Below are 20678 nucleotides of genomic sequence, written 5' to 3' on the forward strand. Positions count from 1 at the left end.
TGTCGGGCGTGATCGTCTGAATGGCGACGGTCGGTTCGAAGTCGTCATCGTTGTTCTGTGCGAGGGGCTGACCGGGGTCGGAGGCGTTGTCCGGAACGATCGGCAGGGCGCGGGTCGGCGTCTGGGCCTCGTCGGCGTCCTCGGATTCGGTGACGCGCGGTACGGCATCCGCTGTGCTGTCGGGCGCTGAAGCCGGCGGGCCGGAGTGGCGGCCGCCGGTGCGTTCGGCCGGACGCTCGCCTTCCGAACCGGGCTCGCCCCGGCCGGTCACAGTGCGGCCACGATCCGGGCGAGGAGGGCGCTGATCACCGGTTCGGCGAGCGCGCCGGCCTCGATGACTTCGCCGTGGCTGAGCGGAGTTTTCTGGATGCCGGCGGCGAGGTTGGTGATGAGCGACAGGCCCAGCACCTCCATGCCGGCCTGCCGCGCCGCGATGGCCTCGAGCGCGGTCGACATGCCCACGATGTGGCCGCCGATGGCCTTGGCCATCTGCACCTCGGCGGGCGTCTCGTACTGCGGCCCGCGAAACTGGCAGTACACACCCTCGTCGAGGGTTGGGTCGATGCCGCGTGCCAGGTCGCGCAGCCGCTGCGAGTACAGGTCGGTCAGGTCGACGAAGGTTGCGCCCTCGAGCGGTGAATCAAAAGTCAGGTTGATGTGGTCACTGATCAGCACCGGGGTTCCCGGCGACCACGATTCCCGGATGCCGCCGGCCCCGTTGGTCAGGATCATCGTCGTCGCTCCGGTCGCCGCCGCCGTGCGCACACTGTGCACGACCCGGCGTACGCCGTGGCCTTCGTAGTAGTGCGTGCGGGCGCCGATCACGAGCGCGCGCTTGCCGCCCGGCAGCAGGATGGAGCGCAGCGTGCCCGCGTGACCGGCCAGCGCCGGGGCGCTGAACCCGGTGATGTCCGCGGCGTTCACGGTGTGGGTGGTCTCGCCGATCAGGTCCGCGGCCTTGGCCCAGCCGCTGCCGAGCGTGAGGGCGACGTCGTGCCGGGGCACGCCCGTGATGCCGGCGATCTCCGCGGCGGCCGACCGTGCCGCCTCGAACGGATCAGTTTCGGGCACGTCTAACGGGTTGATCTCGTTCGTGAACATTTCACTACTCTAGAACCCCGGCCGAGGGCATGGAGATTCTGCGCGCATTCTGCTCATCGGCGCGCCGAACGGGCGCCGGGACGCCCATTCGGTGCGTTTTCGCCCTTTTCGACGCCCAACACGGGCCGAACGGGAACTCGCGCGGTTTTGCGGGAGCTGCGCGGGCCACGAGAATGGACTACATGGCCTATGAGTTCGAACGCAAGCAGCGCATTGCAGTATTAGGCGGTGGGCCTGGCGGATACGAAGCGGCCATCGCCGGAGCACAACAGGGTGCCGATGTCACCCTCATCGAAAGCGTCGGGGTCGGCGGTTCCGCCGTGATAACGGATGTCGTCCCCTCCAAATCCCTCATCGCCACGGCCGAAGCCTCGAACTCGATCGGCGAGGCCACCGATCTGGGTGTGCAGTTCTTCGTGCGCGGCGAGACCGGTAAGCCGCTGCGCCCGGAGGTCGCCATCAACCTGGCCGCCGTGAACAAGCGCCTGCTCGCTCTCGCCCGCCAGCAGTCCGAAGATATGAAGGCCACTCTCATTCGCGCCGGTGTGCGCTTCGTGCAGGGCCACGGACGTCTCGACGGCACCACCGGCATCATCGTTGCGACCTCGGGCGACGCGACGGCCACCGACTTCGACCGCATCGACGCCGACACCCTCGTCGTCTCGGTGGGAGCCAGCCCGCGCGTGCTGGCGTCGGCGATGCCCGACGGCGAGCGCATCCTCACCTGGACCCAGCTCTACAACCTCAAGGCTATTCCCGAGCACCTCATCGTGGTCGGTTCTGGTGTCACCGGCGCCGAGTTCGCCTCGGCCTACCGCGCCCTCGGCGCGAAGGTCACCCTCATCTCCAGCCGGGACCAGGTTCTGCCCGGTGAAGACGCCGACGCCGCCAACGTGATCGAGAACGTCTTCAAGCGCAACGGCATGACCGTGCTCTCCAAATCGCGGGCCTCCTCGGTCGAACGCACCAAGACCGGCGTGGTGGCAACCCTCGCAGACGGACGCACGGTCGAGGGCAGCCACTGCCTCATCGCCGTCGGTTCCATTCCGAACACCGCCAACATCGGGCTCGAGCAGGCCGGCGTGCAGATCACCGACTCCGGACACATCCAGGTCAACCGGGTCGCCCGCACCTCGATTCCGAACATCTACGCGGCCGGCGACTGCACGACCGAGATTCCGCTGGCATCCGTGGCCTCCATGATGGGACGCACCGCGGTCTTCCACGCGATGGGCGACACCGTCAACCCGATCGAGATTCGCAACGTGGCCGCGAACATTTTCACTCAGCCCGAGATCGCGACCGTCGGGTACACCCAGAAGCAGATCGAAGACGGACTCGCCCAGGGCGAGATCTACAAGCTGCCCCTGTCGCAAAACCCGCGGGCCAAGATGATGGGAATCAAGGACGGCTTCGTCAAGCTGTTCGCCCGCACCGGCAGCGGCACGGTCATCGGCGGCGTCATCGTGGCCCCGAAGGCCAGCGAGCTCATCTTCCCGCTCGCCCTGGCGGTCGAACACCGGCTCACGGTCGACGAGGTCGCCCGTACCTTCCCGGTCTACCCCTCGCTCACCGGCTCCATAACGGATGCCGCGCGCGCCATGCACGTCGTCCTCTAGTCCCGTAATTCCCGCTTCCAGTTCCCGGGCCTACCTCGAAAGCCAGCGGCCTACCGGAGAGCTAGGCGGCGTCGGAGACCGTCAACAGCACGCTGCCGGAGGAGACCGTCTCGCCGACGACGGCCGCTACGTTGCCGACCGTGCCGTCGCGGTGAGCGACGAGCGGCTGCTCCATCTTCATGGCCTCGAGCACGAGCAGCAGATCACCCTTGACAACCGTGTCCCCCTCGGCGACGAGCAGCTTCACGATGGTCGCCTGCATGGGCGCCTTGATGGCGTCTCCGGTGGCAGTGTCGACGGCGTGCAGCCCGCCGCGACGCTTGGGGGCCGGGCCGACCGAGCGGGCGCTCGCGCCGCCGGGCAGCAGCCGGGTGGGCAGGGTCACTTCGATGCGACGTCCTTCTACCTCGACGACGATGCTGTGGCGTTTCTGCGGGCCGGCGGCGTCTTCCATGCTGCCGCTCCACGGTTCGATGTCGTTCTCGAACTCGGTCTCGATCCAGCGGGTGAAGACGGTGAAGGGCTTGCCGTCGGTCGGTGCGAAGGCGGGGTCGCGCACGACCTTGCGGTGGAAGGGCAGCACGGTCGGCAGGCCAGCGACCTCGAATTCGTCGAGGGCGCGGCGCGAACGCTCGAGGGCCTCTTCGCGGGTCGCGCCGGTGACGATGAGCTTGGCGATGAGCGAGTCGAACGATCCGCTGATCACATCGCCGGACTGCACACCGGTGTCGACGCGCACGCCGGGGCCGCCCGCGGGCTTGAACACGTGTACCGGGCCGGGCGCGGGCAGGAAGCCACGGCCGGCATCCTCTCCGTTGATGCGAAATTCAAAGGAGTGAGCGGATGCGACGGGGTCACCGTAGGTCAGCTCGCCACCCTCGGCGAGGCGGAACTGTTCGCGCACCAGGTCGATGCCGGTGACCTCTTCGGAGACGGTGTGCTCGACCTGCAGGCGGGTGTTGACCTCGAGGAACGAGACGGTTCCGTCCTGGCCGATGAGAAATTCGCAGGTGCCGGCGCCGAGGTAGCCGACCTCTTTCAGAATGGCCTTGGAGGCGCGATACATCTCGGTCGTCTGCGCTTCGGTGAGAAAGGGAGCCGGTGCTTCTTCGACGAGCTTCTGGTGTCGGCGCTGCAGCGAACAGTCGCGGGTCGACACGACGACGACGTTGCCGAACTTGTCGGCGAGGCACTGGGTTTCGACGTGGCGGGGGGAGTCGAGGTATTTTTCGACGAAGCATTCGCCGCGACCGAAGGCGGTGATGGCCTCGCGAGTGGCGGAATCGAACATCTCGGCGACCTCGTCGCGGGTGCGAGCAACCTTGAGGCCGCGTCCGCCGCCACCGAAGGCGGCTTTGATGGCCACGGGCAGGCCGTGCACGTCGACGAAGGCGAGCACCTCGGCTGCGTCGGTGCAGGGGTTCAGGGTGCCCGGCGCCATCGGGGCGTTGACCTTTTCGGCGATTTTACGGGCGGAGACCTTGTCGCCGAGCTGCTCGATCGCTTCGGGCGACGGCCCGATCCAGATGAGGCCTGCGTCGATCACGGCGCGGGCGAAGTCGGCGTTCTCGGCCAGAAAGCCGTAGCCGGGGTGCACGGCGTCAGCGCCGCTTCGCCTGGCGATCGACAGGATCTTGTCGATGACGAGGTAGGTTTCGGCGCCGCTGGTGCCGTCGAGGCCGTACGCCTCGTCAGCGAGACGGGCGTGCAGAGAGTCGCGATCCTGGTCGGCGTAGACGGCGACAGAGAGAATTCCACTGTCTTTCGCGGCACGGATGACCCGAACGGCGATCTCGCCTCGGTTGGCGATGAGGACCTTCGTTATGAGTGACACAATCACTTAGCCTATTGCCCACCGCCACATCCCTTTTGGTTCTCTCCGACAAAAAGACCCGGCAGATTCTTGCGGATGCCTACAATTACAGCGCTCCCGGGCGATTCCACAGGGTCGGCCACTCGTGTCCGAGGGTGCGCACCAGCCGCCGCAGCGTCGGCAGCGACAGCCCCACCACGGTCGAGGGGTCACCGACGATGCTCGTGATAAAGGGAGCGCCGAGGCTGTCGATCGTGAAGGCGCCCGCCACGAACAGCGGCTCACCGGTTGCTATATAGGCGTCGAGTTCGGCGTCGTCGAGGTCGTCGGCAAAGGTCACCTCGGCCACCGCGACCGCGCCGATCGACCGCCCGGGCACGCCGTCGGCGATCTCGATCAGCCAGTGCCCCGAGTACAGCGTGCCGGTGCGCCCACGTTGGCGCTCCCAGCGCTCGCGCGCGGCATCCGCTGTGTGCGGCTTGCCGTAGATCACGCCGTCCAGCACGAACACCGAGTCGCCGCCGAGCAGCAGACCGTTCACAGGCGCGTCCAGCCGAGCGGATGCCGCCGCCTCCGCTTTCGCACGCGCCAGCAGCTCCACGAGAACCCGCGGCTCGAGTGCAGCGCCGCGGGCCGTCTCGGTCTCGGTGACGACCCGCGCCTCGTCGACGTCGGGGTTGATCAGCACCGGCTCGATGCCGGCTGCGCGCAGCAGGGCGAGGCGGGCCGGAGACGTGGAAGCCAGATAGAGACGCATGCGGTCCTTTCAAGTTGAGGGGGAGCATCCATTCAAGCAGGCCGACTGGGCCATTCGGGTGCGTAACAACGACCGGCGAGGGGGTGTGGGATCATCGTTAGATGAGCAACACGAGTCACCAGCCCGCTACCCCCGCCCCGACCTCGTCTGCGACGGTCGGCGACGAGCTTGAGCTGGACATCACCAACGTCGCCCACGGCGGAATCTTCGTCGCCCGCCACGAGGGCCGCGTCATCTTCGTCAGCGACACCCTGCCGGGTGAGCGAGTGCGTGCCCGCCTCACCGAGGCCAACCACAAGAGCTTCTGGCGCGCCGAAACCGTCGCCGTGCTCGACGCCGCAACCGAACGCCAGCCGCATATCTGGAGCGCGGCATCCGTTGAACGCGCCCCCGAAGACCGCGCCGGCGGTGCCGAATTCGGCCACATCGAGCTCGGCTTCCAGCGCGAACTCAAGCGCCAGGTTCTCGCCGACGCGCTGGCACGCATGGCCGGGATCGACAGTGATGTCGTGGTGGAGCCGGTCGCGGTCAGCGCCAAGGCCAGCCCCGGCGACGCGATGGACGGCACCGGATGGCGCACCAGGGTGAGCCTGCACGTGGCAGCTGACGGAACCATCGGCCCGTACGCCGCGCGCAGCCACCGGGTCATTCCCGTCGACGACCTGCCGCTCGCCGAGCACGAGCTCGAACTGCGCGCCCCTCTCGATACCCTGTTTCACAATGCGGCGAAAATCGATCTGGTCGCGCCGAGCAAGGGCGACGTGCAGGTGCTCGTCTCGGCCAAGGATGCCAACGGCAAGCCCAAACGGGTGCCGCACGGCCTGATCCACGAGATCGTCGCCGACCGCGAGTTCGAACTCGACCGCTCCGGATTCTGGCAGGTGCACTCGATGGCCGCCGACACGCTGTACCACGCCGTGCAGAACATCATCGATCCGGCCACCTTCGACCCGCGCGCCTCCAACCTCGACCTCTACGGCGGCGTCGGTCTGCTCGCGGCGGCCGTCGGCGACAAATTCGGCCAGTCCACCCGCATCACCTCGGTGGAGAGCGACCCGGAAGCGGTCGCCTTCGCCGCCCGCAACCTCAAGGAATGGGCCGGCGCCACCGCCGAAGCCGACCGCGTCGACCGCTTTCTGCAGCGTCTGCTGCGCGAAGCGGATGCCGCGGAGCGCGCCCGCCTCGCCGCAGCGACCGTCGTGCTCGACCCGCCGCGCTCCGGCGCCGGCAAAGCCGTCGTCGACCAGCTGGTCGCCCTCGCACCGAAGCAAATCGTCTACGTGGCCTGCGACCCGGTGGCGCTCGCCCGCGATGTCGCGTTGTTTGCGAAGCAGGGCTACGAGCTGAAGACCCTGCGCGCCTTCGACCTGTTCCCCAATACGCACCACGTCGAAGCCGTCGCACTGCTCTGCAAATAGCTATCGTTGAGATTAGACAACCGAAGGCAGCCATACCGTGAGTCACGAACTAACCGATCCCGCACCATCCACCGCCAACCGGATTCCTGTTCGCGTCGGCATCGTCGACGACCACGAGTCGGTGCGGCTGGGCTTGCAGGCCGCCTGCGAGAACGCCGGCTACGAGGTGCTGTTCGCGGCGGCCACCGCGCAGGCCCTGGTCGACGGCCTCGCCGGGCGCCAGTGCGACGTGATCGTGCTCGACCTGTCGCTCGGTGACGGGTCACTCGTGACCGACAACGTGCACCTGGTGGCGAGCACCGGTTCCGCCGTGCTCGTGCACAGCATCGCCGACCGGGTCGCCTCGGTGCGTGAGGCGCTTGCCGCCGGAGCGGCCGGCGTCATCCCCAAATCGTCACCGACCACCACGGTGATGGCCGCCGTCGCCTCGGTCGCCCGCGGCGACGTGCTCAACAATCTCGAGTGGGCCACCGCTATCGACGCCGACCGGGACTTCGCCAAGGCGCAGCTCGGCCGCCGCGAACGCGACGTGCTGCACCTCTACGCCTCGGGCTTGCCGCTGAAGATGGTCGCCATGCAGCTCGGTATCGCGCACTCCACTGCCCGGGAATACCTTGATCGTATTCGGGTGAAGTACGTCGAGGTCGGGCGCCCGGCGCCGACCAAGGTAGACCTGCTGCGTCGTGCCGTCGAAGACGGAATCCTGCCAGGGCTCGACGCCACCGAAGCCGACCGCGGTGTCTAAACGGGCCGCCCGGGTGGGCGACCGACACTCCACGAGCACCCTGGTCTCGACCCGAACGCAGCCGTTCAACGCCGTGGTCACCGAGGACCTCGACGTTCAGAGCAGCCTGTTCGGTCGCGCCCGGCAGCCGCGCAACCCGATCAGCCACGCACAGATCGAAATCGTGCTGTCCCGATCGGTGGCCGGCGTCGCGGTGATCTTCGCCGTGCAGACCCTGCCGCTCATGCTCGAACAGCTCTCCAGCCGCAAGACCGAGGCGGCCATCCCTCTCGCCGGGCTGCTCGGCCTGTCGATCCTGGTGTTCGTCGTCGCGACTTTCCTGCGCCGCGGCATTCGCAGCTCAGCCGCCGTGGTGAGCGTCATCTACCTGATCGCACTCCTGATCTGGCCGCTGGTCATGATCGATCCCACCCTCGTGCTCTCGAGCAAGCCGTGGCTGTGGTACCTGTGCACGGTCGCCACCTCCTGTGCTGCTATCGCCCTGCCCCTGTTCTGGGCGGCCGCCTACACCGTGGTCGCGCCGATCGCCTTCGGGCTGGTGCGGGTGCTGCCCTCCGGCGGTGAGGCCGAGAACCTGCTCGCCGTACTCGACACCTGCTACGCCATGCTGCTCGGCGGTGTCGTGCTCATCATCATCTACGTGCTGCGCGCGGCCACGGCCACGGTCGACACCGCCCAGTCCAACGCGCTCGCCAAATACTCCGTGGCGGTGCGGCACCACGCCACGGAAGTGGAACGGGTCGAAGTCGACTCCATCGTGCACGACAGTGTGCTCGCGACGCTCCTCTCCGCCGCGGGCGTGCACAGCGCCAAGGGCGCGGAACTGGCGGCGGCGATGGCTCGCAGCGCCATCATCCGCTTGCAGGAGGCCAGCGGGGAACGCAGCCTCGACGATGCATCGGTCGCCGTCAGCAAGCTCGCCGCGCGCCTGCGCGCCGCGGCGACCGAGACCGGCCTGTTCACCGTGACGGAGCTGAACATCGACGGCCTCAGCATCCCGGAGCACGCCGCCGAGGCGCTGTACTCGGCCAGCGTGCAGGCCATGGTCAACAGCGTGCAGCACGCCGGCCCAGCCCCATCGCGCCGCGTCACCATCGACGGCAACGACCAGAACGGATGCACCATCTGCGTCAGCGACAGCGGCCGCGGCTTCGACGTTTCCAGCGTCGCCAGTGCCCGTCTGGGCTTGCGGGTCTCCATTCAGGACCGGGTCGCCACCGCTGGCGGCGTGGCCGAGCTGCGCACGAGCCCCGGCCACGGCACGACCATCACCCTCTCCTGGCCGCGGCCCGAGAGCGATGACGAGGCGGCTGCGCTCGCCCACCTCGACGGGGGTGCCCGATCATGACCGGTGTCGTGGTCGTCTCCCGTACCCTGACTCTCATCGTGGCGGCCTGCTTCTCGGGCTACCACGTGCTGCTCGGCCTGTATTCCATCAACGAAACGGCCTCTTCGATGCCGATCCTGGTAGCCATGGGGCTGTACGTGGTGGCGACGGTCGCGAGCCTGTGGCCCGACGGCCCAATGCGCATGTCGCTGCCGCTGGCCCTGTTCAACGTGGCGGTCTCGGTGGCGATTCCGCTGATCGTGGGCAGCCAGCTCGACGGCTCATCCGGCGATCTCGGCTACGCCACCTGGTACGTCGCCGCCGTCGGCACGCTCATGACGATCACGGCCACCCGCAAGCGCCCGCAGTTGGCTCTGCTGGGAGTCGGGGCCCTCGTGGCGCACAGCGTGATCTGGGCCGGGGTCGGCGAGCTCGGGCACATGGGCGTGATCGGCAGCGTTGTCTGGGTGGTGGCCGCCGCGCTGCTGTCGCGGGCGCTCGTGAAGGCCAGCCGGGATGCCCGCCAGTTTGCGCAGGCCGAGCGTGAGGCGAGCGGATGGCACGCCGCCCAGGAAGCCCACCTCTACGAGCGCCAGGTGCGGCTGACCCAGACCATGCGCCTGGCCATGCCCATGCTGCGACGGATCAGTGACAGCAACGGCGATCTCAGTGCGCTGGACCGCCAGGAGTGCCGGTTGCTCGAAGCGGCCATCCGCGATGAGATTCGCGGGCGGCGACTGCTCAACCACGCGGTGCGTGAGCAGGTCATGGCCGCCAGACGGCGCGGTGCCAGTGTCACCCTGCTCGACGAAGGCGGCATCGACGACCTCAGCGGCTCCGACCTGGAGATCGTACTGAACGCCCTCGCGACCGCCATCGGTCGCACGAGCGCCGACAAGATCATCGCCCGCACGTCGGCCGATAGCGCGACCATCGCGGTGACCGTGGTGGGCCTGAGCAGTCCCGACCCGGCGGTGAGCGCTCTGGGGCCGGACTCCTCCGGCGAGGAAGAAGTCGACCTGTGGATGGAAATTCCCCGGCAGGTCGTGCCCGCCGTCTCCGTCTAGGGGTGCGCGTGCACTGCGATGCGCGTGGCCAACGATGCGTGCCTAAAGTTGCGTGCCCCTCGAGGTTTGCGTGACGCGCCGGGACCAACGCGAAAGGGGACCAGCCGAAGCTGATCCCCTAACGACTATTCGAGAAAGGACGACAACCCGAATGCCATCCGTTCTCGCCCCCAACACATTCGCTCGCTTACCCTAGTCAGCGAATGATTGGTGGTGAAACTCAAGGAGCGTCACCGAGCACTTCAAGTCTGTACCACCGCAATGGCCCGCACAGTCGGCATTTAGGAGGACAGACATGCCGGTGGTTGCGCCCGTTCATACTTGACCGGGCCCGGGCCCGGAAAGCAGGTCCACCTTATGAACCTGGGCCCACCTTACGTCGTCTTCGTCTGTTCCGGGCCCACCTTGGAGAACTGGGACCACGATAGATCATGGGCCCAGTTTCCGGGCCCGGGCCCGGTTCAAAAAGCAGGGGGGCGCTAGCCGGTGAAGCCGCGCCAGCGGCCGGCGCCGGGGTGCACCGGCCTCCGAATCGGGCGCTGGTTCTGCTGCCAGGCGCTCTGGCCCAGTTCCGGCGCGGCCCGACGCTCGTCGGATTCCTCCCGCAACAGACCACGGATGACAGCGCTCACCGCCGACACTTCGGTGTCACTCACCTGAGTGGTCACGAAAACCAGCTCGGACGGATCGAATTCTGAGCTCTTCGACATTAGAGCGGGATGTTCCCGTGCTTCTTGGCGGGCAGCGAAGCCCGCTTGGTGCGCAGCGCCCGCAGCGCCTTGACAACCGACACCCGCGTGGCTGCCGGTTCGATGATGCCGTCGAGCTCCCCGCGTTCCGCAGCGAGAAAGGGGCTCGCCACGTTGTAGGTGTACTCGTTGGCGAGGCGGGTGCGCACGGCGGCGACGTCTTCGCCGGCCAGCTCGGCCGCCTTGATCTCGGCGCGGTAGAGAATGTTCACGGCGCCCTGGCCGCCCATGACGGCGATCTCCGCGGTCGGCCAGGCCAGGTTGGTGTCGGCGCCGAGCTGCTTGGATCCCATCACGATGTACGCGCCGCCGTAGGCCTTGCGCAGAATGACCGTGACGAGCGGCACGGTCGCTTCGGCGTAGGCGTAGAGCAGCTTGGCGCCACGACGGATGATGCCGGTCCATTCCTGGTCGGTGCCGGGCAGAAAGCCGGGCACGTCGACCAGGGTGAGAATAGGAATGGAGAACGCGTCGCAGAACCGCACGAACCGTGAGGCCTTCTCGCCGGCCTCGATGTTGAGCGTGCCGGCCATGGCGTTGGGCTGGTTGGCGACGATCCCGATCGAGCGACCCTCGACCCGGGCGAACCCGACGACGATGTTCGGCGCGTACAACGGCTGCGTCTCGAGGAACTCGCCGTGATCGACGATGTGCTCGATGACCGTTTTCACGTCATAGGGCTGGTTGGGCGAATCGGGGATGATCGTGTTGAGGCGACGGTCGGCATCCGTTGTTTCGAGTTCTACCTCGCTGTCGAACACCGGCAGTTCGGCCAGGTTGTTGTCGGGCAGGTAGCTGAGCAGGGCGCGGGCGAAGTCGAGCGCGTCGGGTTCATCGCTCGCGAGGTAGTGCGAGACACCGGAGATCTTGTTGTGGGTGAGGGCACCGCCGAGCTCTTCCATGCCGACGTCTTCGCCGGTGACGGTCTTGATCACGTCGGGGCCGGTGACGAACATCTGGCTGGTCTTGTCGACCATGATCACGAAGTCGGTCAGTGCGGGGGAGTAGACCGCGCCGCCGGCGGCCGGGCCGCAGATGATCGAGATCTGCGGGATGACGCCGGATGCGGCCGTGTTGCGGCGAAAGATCTCGCCGTACTTGCCGAGGGCTACGACGCCCTCCTGAATGCGCGCTCCGCCGGAGTCGAGAATGCCGATGATCGGAACGCCGGTCTTCAGCGCCAGATCCATCACCTTGATGATCTTCTCGCCGGCGACCTCACCGAGCGAACCGCCGAAGATGGTGAAGTCCTGCGAGTACACGGCCACCTGGCGGCCGTGGATGGTGCCGGTGCCGGTGACGACAGCGTCGCCGTACGGCCGCTTCTTCTCCATGCCGAACGCCACGGTGCGGTGCCGCACGAACTCGTCCAGCTCCACGAAGGAACCCTGGTCGAGCAGCAGGTCGACGCGCTCGCGGGCGGTCATCTTGCCCTTGGCGTGCTGCTTCGAGGTTGCGGTAGCCCCGCTGGCGGTCACGGCCTCGTGATAACGCAGCTTGAGGTCGGCGAGTTTTCCCGCCGTCGTATACAGGTCGGGTGCCGCGGCGGGCGTCTTGTCAGTCACCGTTTCACTCTACCGGCACCCCCCGACCGCGCCCCGTTGACGATGTTCCACAACTTTTGCGGCCAAACCTGCACGTTTCCCCCTTCCGGCCTCCATCAGCCGGCCGAATCCAAGCGTCCCCGTTCATAACTCCTGCAATTTGCTCAGAAATCGCCAAAAATAGGTGTTTTGAGGCCTTATTCGGGAGAATTGCAGGAGTTATGCACACGAGAGGGTCGCCACCATGGAGTTTTCGCTCAGCCGCACCGAGGTGACCCGGTTCGAGTACCGGTCCGAGGCCGCCTCGACCAACGATGTGCTCAAAGAACTTGCCACAGCGGATGCCGCCGCCTGGCCCGACCTCTCGGTGGTCGTCACCGACAACCAGACCCAGGGGCGTGGCCGGCTCGGTCGCGTCTGGCTGGCCCCGACCGGCAAAGCCCTGGCCATCTCCGTGCTCGTGCGCCCGCAGTTACCGCCGCACGCTCTCGGCTGGTTCCCCCTGCTGGCCGGCGCCGCGATGACCCGGGCCGTCACAACAGTGGTCGCACAAAGTATGCAGCCGGTCGAAGGCGTGAATGAGGCCGAGGATCCCCGCCACGACGTGACCCTGAAATGGCCCAACGACGTGCTCATCGACGGCTACAAGGTGTGCGGCATCCTGTGCGAGCTGCTGCCCGACGGCAAAGGCATCATCATCGGCGCCGGCCTCAACCTCTCGCTCGACGAACACGACCTGCCCACCCTCACCTCCACGTCGCTGCTGCTGGTCACCCGCACGGCGCCCGACCCCGATGCGGTGCTCGCCGCCTACCTGCACGAACTTGTCACGCTCTACCGGGCGTTCCTGCAGGCCGAAGGTGACGCACTTCAAAGCCTGCACGCCGACGTCACCGCACTCTGCGGCACCCTCGGCAGCGTCGTGCGGGTGGAACTGCCCGGCGGCACCGATCTGGTCGGCACCGCCACGAGCATCGACGCGCAGGGGCGACTGAACGTCGTGAACCAGGACGACGGCGAAGAACGGTCTGTCGCCGCCGGCGATGTCACCCACCTGAGGTATTAATAGAGGTAATGAAAAAGAAGGCGCTCGAAGAGACGAACGAGACCGAACCCTCCGGCTACGCCCGCGAAAGCCGGCCTGAGAAGGTCGTCGCCCGCCTGCGCCCGCACGCCCGGGTGCTCGCCTGGCCCACCCTGCTTTTGTTCGCTCTGGCCGGCGCCACCGGCTACTACTTCGGCAACCTGCCCGAGCCCTGGCAGAACGCGGCGCTGCTCGCCGGCGCCATCGTGCTCGCCGTTCTCGGCTGGCTGCTGCCGCTCGCCGCCTGGCTCACCAAGCGCTACACGATCACCACCCGCCGCATCATCTTTCGGCACGGATTCTTCGTGCGCACCCGGCAAGAACTGCTGCACAGCCGCGGCTACGACGTGAGCGTGCGGCAGAACTGGGTGCAGGCCGGGTTCCACTCGGGTACTGTGCTGATCAATTCGGGGTTGGAGCATCCGCTTATTCTGAAAGACGTTCCCAACGTCGACCTCGTGCAGAGCACCCTGCACGACCTCATGGAACAGGCGAGCACCGTCATGGGATCCCGCCGGCAAGAGCAGTCGGCCCTCGCCGCCGAGTCAGCGTTCTGGGGTCGCCGTTAGGCGAATCGCCCCGGTGCGCGTGCTGACAGATGCGATACCAGCGGATGCCGCGCCCCGAGCCGGCGCGCCGCTCCGGCTCGGCGCAAACACCCAGTAGCGGTAGAGCGTGAAGCGGAACACCGCGCCGAGCAGCAGTCCAACGACGTTGCCGGCGATGTTGTCGGCGAGAACGCTCGTGTAGCCGAGCACGTAGTGGCTGAACCAGAGGCAGGCGATGCCGATGCCCATCCCCACCAGGCTCACGGCGAGAAACTCCAGGCCCTCGCGCATGGTGTGGTTCTGCCGGTTCTTGCTGAAAGTCCAGTAACGGTTGCCGAGCCAGTTCACCAGGATGGCCAGCACGGTCGAGATGACCTTGGCGTAGATCGGGCCGGCGTGCACTAGGTCCGAATCCAGCACGGTCGTGCGCAGCAGGTTGAAGACGGTGAAGTCCACCACGAAGCCGAGCGCACCGACGGCGCCGAACTTGAGGCCCTGGCTCAAAAAGCTGAGCAGGCGCTGCTTCAGGGTGATCGACATGCGTCCGTCCGGAGGTTCGGTAAAGTAGAAAAGCACTGAAGTCTCGCAGTCTACGGCGGTTCAAAACCGCCGGGCTGGGTATCCACGCGCGTTTAGCTGAACGCTGGCATAGAAAATGGTGAACAGATGGCTTTGACCGTCGGTGTGATTGGCGCAGGCCAGCTGGCCCGCATGATGATTCCCGCGGCCGTGAACCTCGGCATCGAACTGAAGGTTCTCGCTGAAGCCGACGGTATGTCCGCCGAGCTTGCCGCCGTCAGTGTCGGCGATTACCGCGACCTGCCCACGGTGCTCGCCTTCGCGAAGACCGTCGACGTGATCACCTTCGACCACGAACACGTGCCGCAGGAGATTCTGCGCGAGCTCGTGCGCGAGGGCGTCACCGTGCATCCCGGCCCCGACGCCCTGCTCTACGCGCAAGACAAGTTGCTCATGCGCGAGAAACTCGCCGAACTCGGCCTGCCGGTACCCGACTGGGCGCGCATAACGGATGCCACTGGCCTCGCCGAATTCCTGCAGCAGCACGGCGGCCACGCGGTCGTGAAGACTGCCCGCGGCGGTTACGACGGCAAGGGTGTGCGGGTGGTCAGCCACGAACACGACGTCGACGACTGGTTTCAGGCGCTCGCCGAAGACGGCAACGACGGCGCCCTGCTGGTCGAGGAGCTCGTGCACTTCAGCCGCGAGCTGGCCCAAGTGGTCGCCCGCCGTCCGAGCGGTGAAATCGCCGTCTGGCCGGTCGTGGAGACCGTGCAGAAGGGCGGCGTCTGCGCCGAGGTCATCGCTCCGGCCCCCCAGTCCATGGGGCGTCTCGCGGATGTCGCCACCGACATCGCCGTGGCCGTGGCCGAGGGCATCGGCGTCACCGGGGTGCTCGCCGTCGAACTGTTTCAGACAACGGATGAGCGCCTCCTCATCAACGAGTTGGCGATGCGCCCGCACAACAGCGGTCACTGGTCCATCGACGGGTCCACGACCAGCCAGTTCGAGCAGCACCTGCGGGCGGTGCTTGACCTGCCGCTCGGTGCGACCGGTGCCAGGGACCCGTGGACGGTCATGGTAAACATCTTCGGCGGACCGGCGTCAGGCTCGCTCGGTGACCGGTATCAGGCGGCGCTGGCGCAGCATCCGCTCGTGAAGGTGCACAACTATGGCAAGGCCTCACGGCCCGGCCGCAAGGTGGGCCACGTCACCGCGGGCGGTGACGATCTCGACGAAGTTGCCTACCAGGCGCGTGCCACTGCACAAATCTTTCAGGACACTGCACCAATAGAAGCGTAATAGGATCATCTGCGTGCCAGAGAACATCGAGACATCCACTGTGCCCAGCGCGCCGCTCGTCGGCCTGGTCATGGGCAGCGACTCCGACTTCACCGTCATGAGCGCCGCCGCGCAAACCCTGAAGGATTTCGGGGTGGCGCACGAGGTGCAGGTCGTTTCGGCGCACCGCACCCCCGAGAAGATGCTCGATTACGGCCGCAGCGCGCAGGCCCGCGGCCTCAAGGTGATCATCGCCGGAGCCGGGGGAGCCGCGCACCTGCCCGGCATGCTCGCCGCGATGACGACACTGCCCGTGGTGGGGGTGCCCGTTCCGCTCGGGCTGCTCGACGGACTCGACTCGCTGCTGTCCATCGTGCAGATGCCGGCCGGCGTGCCCGTGGCGACCGTGTCGATCGGCGGGGCGAAGAACGCCGCGCTCATCGCCATCAAGATTCTCGCCACGAGTGATGACGGCCTGCGCCTGAAGCTCGAAGACTATTCCGTTCAGCTCGCAGAAATGGTCGAGCAGAAGAACAGGGACCTCCAAACGCGATTATGAGTAGTTTGACGACACCGAGTAGTGTTTCGGACCCGATCCGCTTCCCGAATTCCGGCTCCACGCGCATCATGACGACGCGTGCGTGGTGGCTTGTCGTACTCAATTTCATGCTTCCCGGGTCGGCGCAGGTGCTCGCCGGCAACCGTCGGCTCGGCCGGTTCGGCCTGCGCGCCACACTCACCCTGGTTACCATCGCGATCATCGCCGGTGCCGTCTACCTGCTCTGGCCCGAAGTGCTGCTCACCGTCTTCACGAGCACCATCGGCCTGTGGGCCGCCGCCGCGGTACTCGCGTTCTATGCGCTCACCTGGCTCGTACTCACCGTCAACACCCTCAGCCTGATCAACCTGGTGAAGGCCGCGCCCGGCGCCCGCCCGATCATCGCAGCGTTCTCCGCAGCGCTCATGGTCGTGGTCTGCGGCACCGCCGGCTACGGTGCCTTCGTCGCCACCTCGGCGAGCGGATTCCTCTCCTCTGTCTTTGTCGCCGGACCGAGCGAACCGCCGGTCGACGGCCGCTACAACATTTTGCTGCTCGGCGGAGACGCCGGCGCCGACCGTGACGGCCTGCGCCCCGACAGCCTCTCGGTGGTCAGCATCGACGCCACGACCGGCCAGGCCACGACCATCAGCCTGCCGCGCAACCTGGAGGACGCGCCGTTCTCGGCCGGCTCCTCGCTCGGAGCGCTCTACCCCGAGGGCTACGGCTCCATCGACGGATGCGACGTCTCGGCCTGCATGCTCAACTCCATCTTCACCGAGGCCGAGTTGAAACGCCCCGAGTACTATCCCAACGCGGTGGCCGAGGGCAGCTCCCCGGGTATTCAGGCCACGCTCGAGGCGGCGCAGGGCATCACCGGACTGACGATTCAGTATTTCGTGCTCATCGACATGCAGGGCTTCTCCGACCTCATCGACGCGCTCGGCGGAGTCGACATCGACGTGCAGAACCGGGTTCCGGTGCACACCGACGAGACATTCAGCGAAGTGTTGTTCTGGTTTGAGCCGGGCATGCAGCACATGGACGGCTACCACGCCCTCTGGTTTGCCCGCTCGAGGCACGGCACGAGCGACTACGACCGCATGCAACGCCAGACCCAGATGCAGGAGGCCCTGCTCGCGCAGGCCAGCCCGGCGAACGTGCTCACCAAGTTTCAGGGCGTGGCCGCCGCCGGCACTCGCGTCGTGAAGACGGATGTTCCGCAGGGCATGCTCGGCTACTTCGTGAACCTCGCGTCGAAGACCAAGGAACTGCCGGTCGTGTCGGTGCCCTTGATCCCTGAGAACGGCGTCGACCCCGAAGACCCCGACTACGTTGCCATCCAGGCCATGATCGCCGCAGCCCTGGCCCCCGCGCCCACCGCCACGCCGACCCCGTAGCCTGCGAGTGCGGTCGTTCCTCGGGTGGCACGACGGCAAGGCACGAGCGCACGATATCGATCCCGACTCAATCCGGCCTATCTCGGGCTCCTAGCAAGGTTGCCTGAGTGGGTTTTGCGGTTACCGGTGGTTTGGAAATATTTCGGGTGTTTTCCTTACGACGATGACGTCGTGGTCCGGGTGCCCGCGTCGGGCAAGTTGTTTCGACGGTGATGGCCTGATGGAGGAGGATGCTCGTCACCGCGCGGAGCTCAAGGCGACAGCGGATCGGATGGGGAAGCGGGTTGATCGTATGAAGCAGGGTAACGCCACGTTGCGTTCCCGGCTGGATAAGAACTCGACAATCATCTCGAAGCCGCTCAACACAGACAGTTTCAGCAGGCCAGCCAGCAAGGCTCGGTCGTTTCAGGAAGCGGCGGGCAAACCGCAGAGTAGACATGCCGGCAGTGGTGGCGCTTCCTTGCCGATGACGGCGACTCCTGACCGGGTTTTCAGCCAGGAACCACGTCATTGCCGAGGCTATGGAAACTCGTTGCGTGGCATTGCCGGGATTATCGCCGCGACGCAGAAAGTCATCGACGTCCAGCCGATCCAGGTGGAGACGGACGAGCATCAACGGATCGAGGAGCAGTGCCTGTGTGACATCGTCACGGCGGGAGTGTCCCCGACGGACGTAACGTGAGCGGGGTCCTACGGGCCGCGACTGCACGCGGTTGGCGCCTATCTGCTCAATCTGCACTATCTGCCTGTCGCCCGTACCGCTGCCGTGTTCATGGATCTCTTTCAGGTCCCCGTGTCCACTGGGTAGACGTCCTCCTTGAGATGGAAAACCTCCGGGCTGTTGGCCGAGACCGTCGTAATGATCAAGTAGGAAGTCACCGCTAGAGCGGTCGCTCGTGTTGACGAGACCGGGGTGCGCGGGGGCGGTGGTCTCGCGTGGGATGACTGCGCGGGCACCACCACGCACAGCGTGTTCCGCGTCGAAGTAAAACACGGACTGACGGGAACGTTGAACGGCGGGGCGCTGCAGTCATTCACCGGGTTGATGGTTCACAACGGATGGGAACCTTACAAAAACATTCACCGCTGTAGCCCACGGCTCATGCAACGCGCACCAAGCACGAGAGTTGCAGAAAATCCGTGAAGACACGCCGGAATTGGGATGGGAGAAACAGGTGAGCGAATTCTTGGTCAGCACGCATCGACAGGTTCGAACGGCTAATTCACGCGGAGACACCAACCAGCCCAACTAAGCGTTCGACGCCGTCCGGCGGCGATATGCGCAAATGTTCACGACGGGTGATGAACATTTCTCGGCCCGAGTCCACTCAAAATTGGGGATAGGGTCGCCCCTATCGAGCCGCGGCGACTGCTCACCAGATCGGGCGCGCTCCAAGACGATGTGCTGCCCTTCACTACGGACTTCACGGTTCCGTTCGATAATAATCAGGCAATCGCGACATCAGAATGTTGCAACTCCGCCGATAAATCTCGGGATGCGTATGGTCAACGAAGGCGCCGAAAACTTCGTCGCCATCCGCTCCGTGATGTCCACGGCCAGGAATCATGACGTGAACGAGTTCGAAGTTCTGCGGGACGCGTTCACCGGCAACAGCTGGATCCCCGCAGGGCCCTGACCACGATCGACCTCAGCCAGGCAAAACGTGACAAGCGTAAGAAGCGCCGGGCCTTCTCCAGAGCCTAATTAGTTCCACTGAGCCCCTCAGACCAGGATGTATACCTGATAGATTCGGTCTCGGCTGGGCTCTTTTCTGGGTGTGAACGAGCCGCAGCGCATCTGAAACGGAACCACGAATGGTCACGCGATCGGCACCACCCAGAATTTTCGCATTCTCTGCGATCATCGGCATGGCAATGAGTCTGATTGTCGCCGCAGTCCCAGCCTCAGCTGCTGACGCTGCGGACACGGTCCTGATCGAGGTCAGTCCTGGAACTCAGGGTGCAGTCGCCGATGAGATAGCCAAGATCGGGGCGACTTCGGAGGGAACCCTCTCTAATGTCATCGATGCAGTCCGAGTGACGGGCACGCCCTCGGAAATCGCCAGGATTGAGGCACTCAAGTCTGTGGTGTCGGTCGTGCGCGACAGCCCTCTCGCGCTCATGGGCCAGCAGGATAACGCTCCTTGGAATCTCTCACGCCTGGATCAGACGGCCTTGCCGGTAGATGATGCCTATTCCTACCCAGACTCTGGCGGCAGCGGAGTCTTTAATTATGTCGTTGATACTGGAATTAAGGAAAATCTGCAAGAACTGGGCAACCGGGTCAACCGGGGAAAGAATTTTTATCCGTTGGATCCCAACCAGCCGGTCACAGACCCGTCAAACACTGTGGATTGCCAGGGGCACGGAACGCACGTGGCTGGAATTATTTCGAGCGCAACGTATGGTGTTGCAAAGAACAGCACTCTCGTTCCAGTGCGGGTGTTCGGTTGCGCGGGCGATACATCCGTCGAGTATGTGTTGGCTGCACTCGACTGGATCATCACTGACCCCAATCGACCGGACGATGCGAAAAGCGTTGTGAATATGAGCCTCGGTGGGCCGTCGAACCAGTGGCTCGACGATGCTGTCGAAAACATGGTGGGTCTCGGATTCACTGTCACTGTCGCTGCCGGCAACGGGATGGACACCGACAATGATGGGTATATCGACACGGCTGCAGATTCGTGTGGTTTCTCTCCGTCGGGTACCCCGAATGCGATCACCGTCGGTGCCTCAACTCAGGCTGATAAGCGCCTGACACTGACGAACTTCGGTTCCTGCGTTGATGTGTTCGCCCCTGGATCGCTGATTCCATCTCTCAATTACGACGATTCCACCACGCCGCTGGAGTCGTCCGGCACGTCCATGGCGGCACCCCATGCCGCAGGAATCGCCAGTTTGATACTTGGTCAGAACCCGACATTCACGCCGGCGCAGGTCCTCGCCAAGATCATCGAGTGGTCGGTTCCCAGGGCGATCTCCGATGGGAACTCCGGCGATGGGGATCGCCTCGTTCAGGTGTTGGCCTCTGCGGTTCAGCCGCCTCCGGCGCCGATCGGTGCGGGGGCGTTTGATTCTGCTGTCGGGGTGCCGGGCGGCATTCAGATTTCTGGCTGGTCGTTGGATCAGACGACGTCGGCGTCGACGTATATCTGGGTGAATGTC

Annotated in this window: 19 protein-coding genes; 13 read left to right on the top strand and 6 right to left on the bottom strand. The window is 65.8% G+C overall.

The annotated features are described in order from the left end of the window. Positions 1–267: 267 nt before the first annotated feature. Complete coding sequence (locus E3O06_RS14405) at positions 268–1101, bottom strand: purine-nucleoside phosphorylase (protein WP_134504070.1); 834 nt, start codon at positions 1099–1101, stop codon at positions 268–270. Between the two features lie 182 nt (positions 1102–1283). On the opposite strand from E3O06_RS14405, the gene E3O06_RS14410 reads away from it, so the two are divergent. Then, the gene (locus tag E3O06_RS14410) at positions 1284–2720 is read left to right on the top strand and encodes an NAD(P)H-quinone dehydrogenase (RefSeq protein WP_134504071.1); all 1437 of its coding nucleotides are present in this window, start codon (positions 1284–1286) and stop codon (positions 2718–2720) included. A 61-nt stretch (positions 2721–2781) separates the two neighbouring features. On the opposite strand, the gene E3O06_RS14415 is transcribed toward E3O06_RS14410, so the two are convergent. Together E3O06_RS14415 and E3O06_RS14420 are read right to left on the bottom strand one after the other, a co-directional pair. Beyond that, positions 2782–4554, bottom strand: a complete 1773-nt coding sequence (locus E3O06_RS14415; RefSeq protein WP_134504072.1) for an acetyl/propionyl/methylcrotonyl-CoA carboxylase subunit alpha — start codon at positions 4552–4554, stop codon at positions 2782–2784. A gap of 85 nt (positions 4555–4639) precedes the next feature. Continuing rightward, the gene (locus E3O06_RS14420; protein ID WP_134504073.1) at positions 4640–5290 is read right to left on the bottom strand and encodes a Maf family protein; all 651 of its coding nucleotides are present in this window, start codon (positions 5288–5290) and stop codon (positions 4640–4642) included. Between the two features lie 101 nt (positions 5291–5391). On the opposite strand from E3O06_RS14420, the gene E3O06_RS14425 reads away from it, so the two are divergent. The 4 genes from E3O06_RS14425 to E3O06_RS14440 are packed head-to-tail and all read left to right on the top strand — an operon-like array spanning position 5392 to position 9847. Beyond that, complete coding sequence (locus E3O06_RS14425) at positions 5392–6708, top strand: class I SAM-dependent RNA methyltransferase (protein WP_134504074.1); 1317 nt, start codon at positions 5392–5394, stop codon at positions 6706–6708. 37 nt (positions 6709–6745) lie between these two features. Then, positions 6746–7453, top strand: coding sequence for a response regulator transcription factor (locus E3O06_RS14430; RefSeq protein ID WP_134504075.1), 708 nt, complete (start codon positions 6746–6748; stop codon positions 7451–7453). Next, on the top strand, positions 7446–8801 hold the full coding sequence (locus E3O06_RS14435) for a sensor histidine kinase (protein ID WP_134504076.1): 1356 nt from the start codon (positions 7446–7448) through the stop codon (positions 8799–8801). The genes E3O06_RS14430 and E3O06_RS14435 overlap by 8 nt, the downstream gene beginning before the upstream one ends. Further along, positions 8798–9847 carry a hypothetical protein gene (locus E3O06_RS14440; protein ID WP_134504077.1) on the top strand — a complete coding sequence of 350 codons (1050 nt, stop codon included), beginning with the start codon at positions 8798–8800 and terminating at the stop codon, positions 9845–9847. Before E3O06_RS14435 ends, E3O06_RS14440 begins: the two co-directional genes overlap by 4 nt. Positions 9848–10326: 479 nt before the next feature. Here the strand turns inward: E3O06_RS14440 and E3O06_RS14445 are convergent, their stop codons facing one another. Both E3O06_RS14445 and E3O06_RS14450 read right to left on the bottom strand, forming a co-directional pair. Further along, entirely contained in the window at positions 10327–10557 is a 231-nt protein-coding gene (locus E3O06_RS14445; RefSeq protein WP_134504078.1) for an acyl-CoA carboxylase subunit epsilon, read from the bottom strand. Beyond that, entirely contained in the window at positions 10557–12161 is a 1605-nt protein-coding gene (locus tag E3O06_RS14450; RefSeq protein WP_134504079.1) for an acyl-CoA carboxylase subunit beta, read from the bottom strand. Before E3O06_RS14450 ends, E3O06_RS14445 begins: the two co-directional genes overlap by 1 nt. 223 nt (positions 12162–12384) lie before the next feature. On the opposite strand from E3O06_RS14450, the gene E3O06_RS14455 reads away from it, so the two are divergent. Both E3O06_RS14455 and E3O06_RS14460 read left to right on the top strand, forming a co-directional pair. Further along, positions 12385–13206 carry a biotin--[acetyl-CoA-carboxylase] ligase gene (locus E3O06_RS14455; RefSeq protein ID WP_134504080.1) on the top strand — a complete coding sequence of 274 codons (822 nt, stop codon included), beginning with the start codon at positions 12385–12387 and terminating at the stop codon, positions 13204–13206. Between the two features lie 8 nt (positions 13207–13214). Then, the gene (locus E3O06_RS14460) at positions 13215–13793 is read left to right on the top strand and encodes a PH domain-containing protein (RefSeq protein ID WP_134504081.1); all 579 of its coding nucleotides are present in this window, start codon (positions 13215–13217) and stop codon (positions 13791–13793) included. Here the strand turns inward: E3O06_RS14460 and E3O06_RS14465 are convergent. After that, a complete protein-coding gene (locus E3O06_RS14465; protein WP_134504082.1) occupies positions 13770–14312 on the bottom strand; it encodes a GtrA family protein in 543 nt (180 codons plus the stop codon). The genes E3O06_RS14460 and E3O06_RS14465 overlap by 24 nt on opposite strands. Before the next feature lie 126 nt (positions 14313–14438). Here E3O06_RS14465 and E3O06_RS14470 point away from each other — a divergent pair, with 126 nt between their 5' ends. The 6 genes from E3O06_RS14470 to E3O06_RS14490 form a co-directional block, all read left to right on the top strand. Continuing rightward, entirely contained in the window at positions 14439–15593 is a 1155-nt protein-coding gene (locus E3O06_RS14470) for a 5-(carboxyamino)imidazole ribonucleotide synthase (RefSeq protein ID WP_134504083.1), read from the top strand. 70 nt (positions 15594–15663) lie between these two features. Next, a complete protein-coding gene (purE, locus tag E3O06_RS14475) occupies positions 15664–16131 on the top strand; it encodes a 5-(carboxyamino)imidazole ribonucleotide mutase (protein WP_134504098.1) in 468 nt (155 codons plus the stop codon). Positions 16132–16199: 68 nt separating this feature from the next. After that, complete coding sequence (locus tag E3O06_RS14480) at positions 16200–17510, top strand: LCP family protein (RefSeq protein ID WP_134504084.1); 1311 nt, start codon at positions 16200–16202, stop codon at positions 17508–17510. Between the two features lie 220 nt (positions 17511–17730). Next, a complete protein-coding gene (locus E3O06_RS14485; protein WP_134504085.1) occupies positions 17731–18192 on the top strand; it encodes a hypothetical protein in 462 nt (153 codons plus the stop codon). Between the two features lie 814 nt (positions 18193–19006). Further along, the gene (locus E3O06_RS17615; RefSeq protein WP_166788222.1) at positions 19007–19147 is read left to right on the top strand and encodes a hypothetical protein; all 141 of its coding nucleotides are present in this window, start codon (positions 19007–19009) and stop codon (positions 19145–19147) included. Positions 19148–19325: 178 nt separating this feature from the next. Next, positions 19326–20678: S8 family peptidase (locus tag E3O06_RS14490; RefSeq protein WP_134504086.1), on the top strand; the 1353-nt coding region annotated here is incomplete at its 3' end.

Origin of the sequence: Cryobacterium glaciale, assembly GCF_004402535.1 — a bacterium.
Taxonomy (GTDB): Bacteria; Actinomycetota; Actinomycetes; order Actinomycetales; family Microbacteriaceae; genus Cryobacterium; species Cryobacterium glaciale.

Bases quoted from the DNA above. Each gene is read 5' to 3' on its own strand.
- E3O06_RS14405 (WP_134504070.1), bottom strand. From the start codon at position 1,101: ATGTTCACGAACGAGATCAACCCGTTAGACGTGCCCGAAACTGATCCG.
- E3O06_RS14410 (WP_134504071.1), top strand. From the start codon at position 1,284: ATGGCCTATGAGTTCGAACGCAAGCAGCGCATTGCAGTATTAGGCGGT.
- E3O06_RS14420 (WP_134504073.1), bottom strand. From the start codon at position 5,290: ATGCGTCTCTATCTGGCTTCCACGTCTCCGGCCCGCCTCGCCCTGCTG.
- E3O06_RS14425 (WP_134504074.1), top strand. From the start codon at position 5,392: ATGAGCAACACGAGTCACCAGCCCGCTACCCCCGCCCCGACCTCGTCT.
- E3O06_RS14440 (WP_134504077.1), top strand. From the start codon at position 8,798: ATGACCGGTGTCGTGGTCGTCTCCCGTACCCTGACTCTCATCGTGGCG.
- E3O06_RS14445 (WP_134504078.1), bottom strand. From the start codon at position 10,557: ATGTCGAAGAGCTCAGAATTCGATCCGTCCGAGCTGGTTTTCGTGACC.
- E3O06_RS14455 (WP_134504080.1), top strand. From the start codon at position 12,385: ATGGAGTTTTCGCTCAGCCGCACCGAGGTGACCCGGTTCGAGTACCGG.
- E3O06_RS14460 (WP_134504081.1), top strand. From the start codon at position 13,215: ATGAAAAAGAAGGCGCTCGAAGAGACGAACGAGACCGAACCCTCCGGC.
- E3O06_RS14465 (WP_134504082.1), bottom strand. From the start codon at position 14,312: ATGTCGATCACCCTGAAGCAGCGCCTGCTCAGCTTTTTGAGCCAGGGC.
- E3O06_RS14470 (WP_134504083.1), top strand. From the start codon at position 14,439: ATGGCTTTGACCGTCGGTGTGATTGGCGCAGGCCAGCTGGCCCGCATG.
- purE (WP_134504098.1), top strand. From the start codon at position 15,664: ATGGGCAGCGACTCCGACTTCACCGTCATGAGCGCCGCCGCGCAAACC.
- E3O06_RS14480 (WP_134504084.1), top strand. From the start codon at position 16,200: ATGACGACGCGTGCGTGGTGGCTTGTCGTACTCAATTTCATGCTTCCC.
- E3O06_RS14485 (WP_134504085.1), top strand. From the start codon at position 17,731: ATGGAGGAGGATGCTCGTCACCGCGCGGAGCTCAAGGCGACAGCGGAT.
- E3O06_RS17615 (WP_166788222.1), top strand. From the start codon at position 19,007: ATGCGTATGGTCAACGAAGGCGCCGAAAACTTCGTCGCCATCCGCTCC.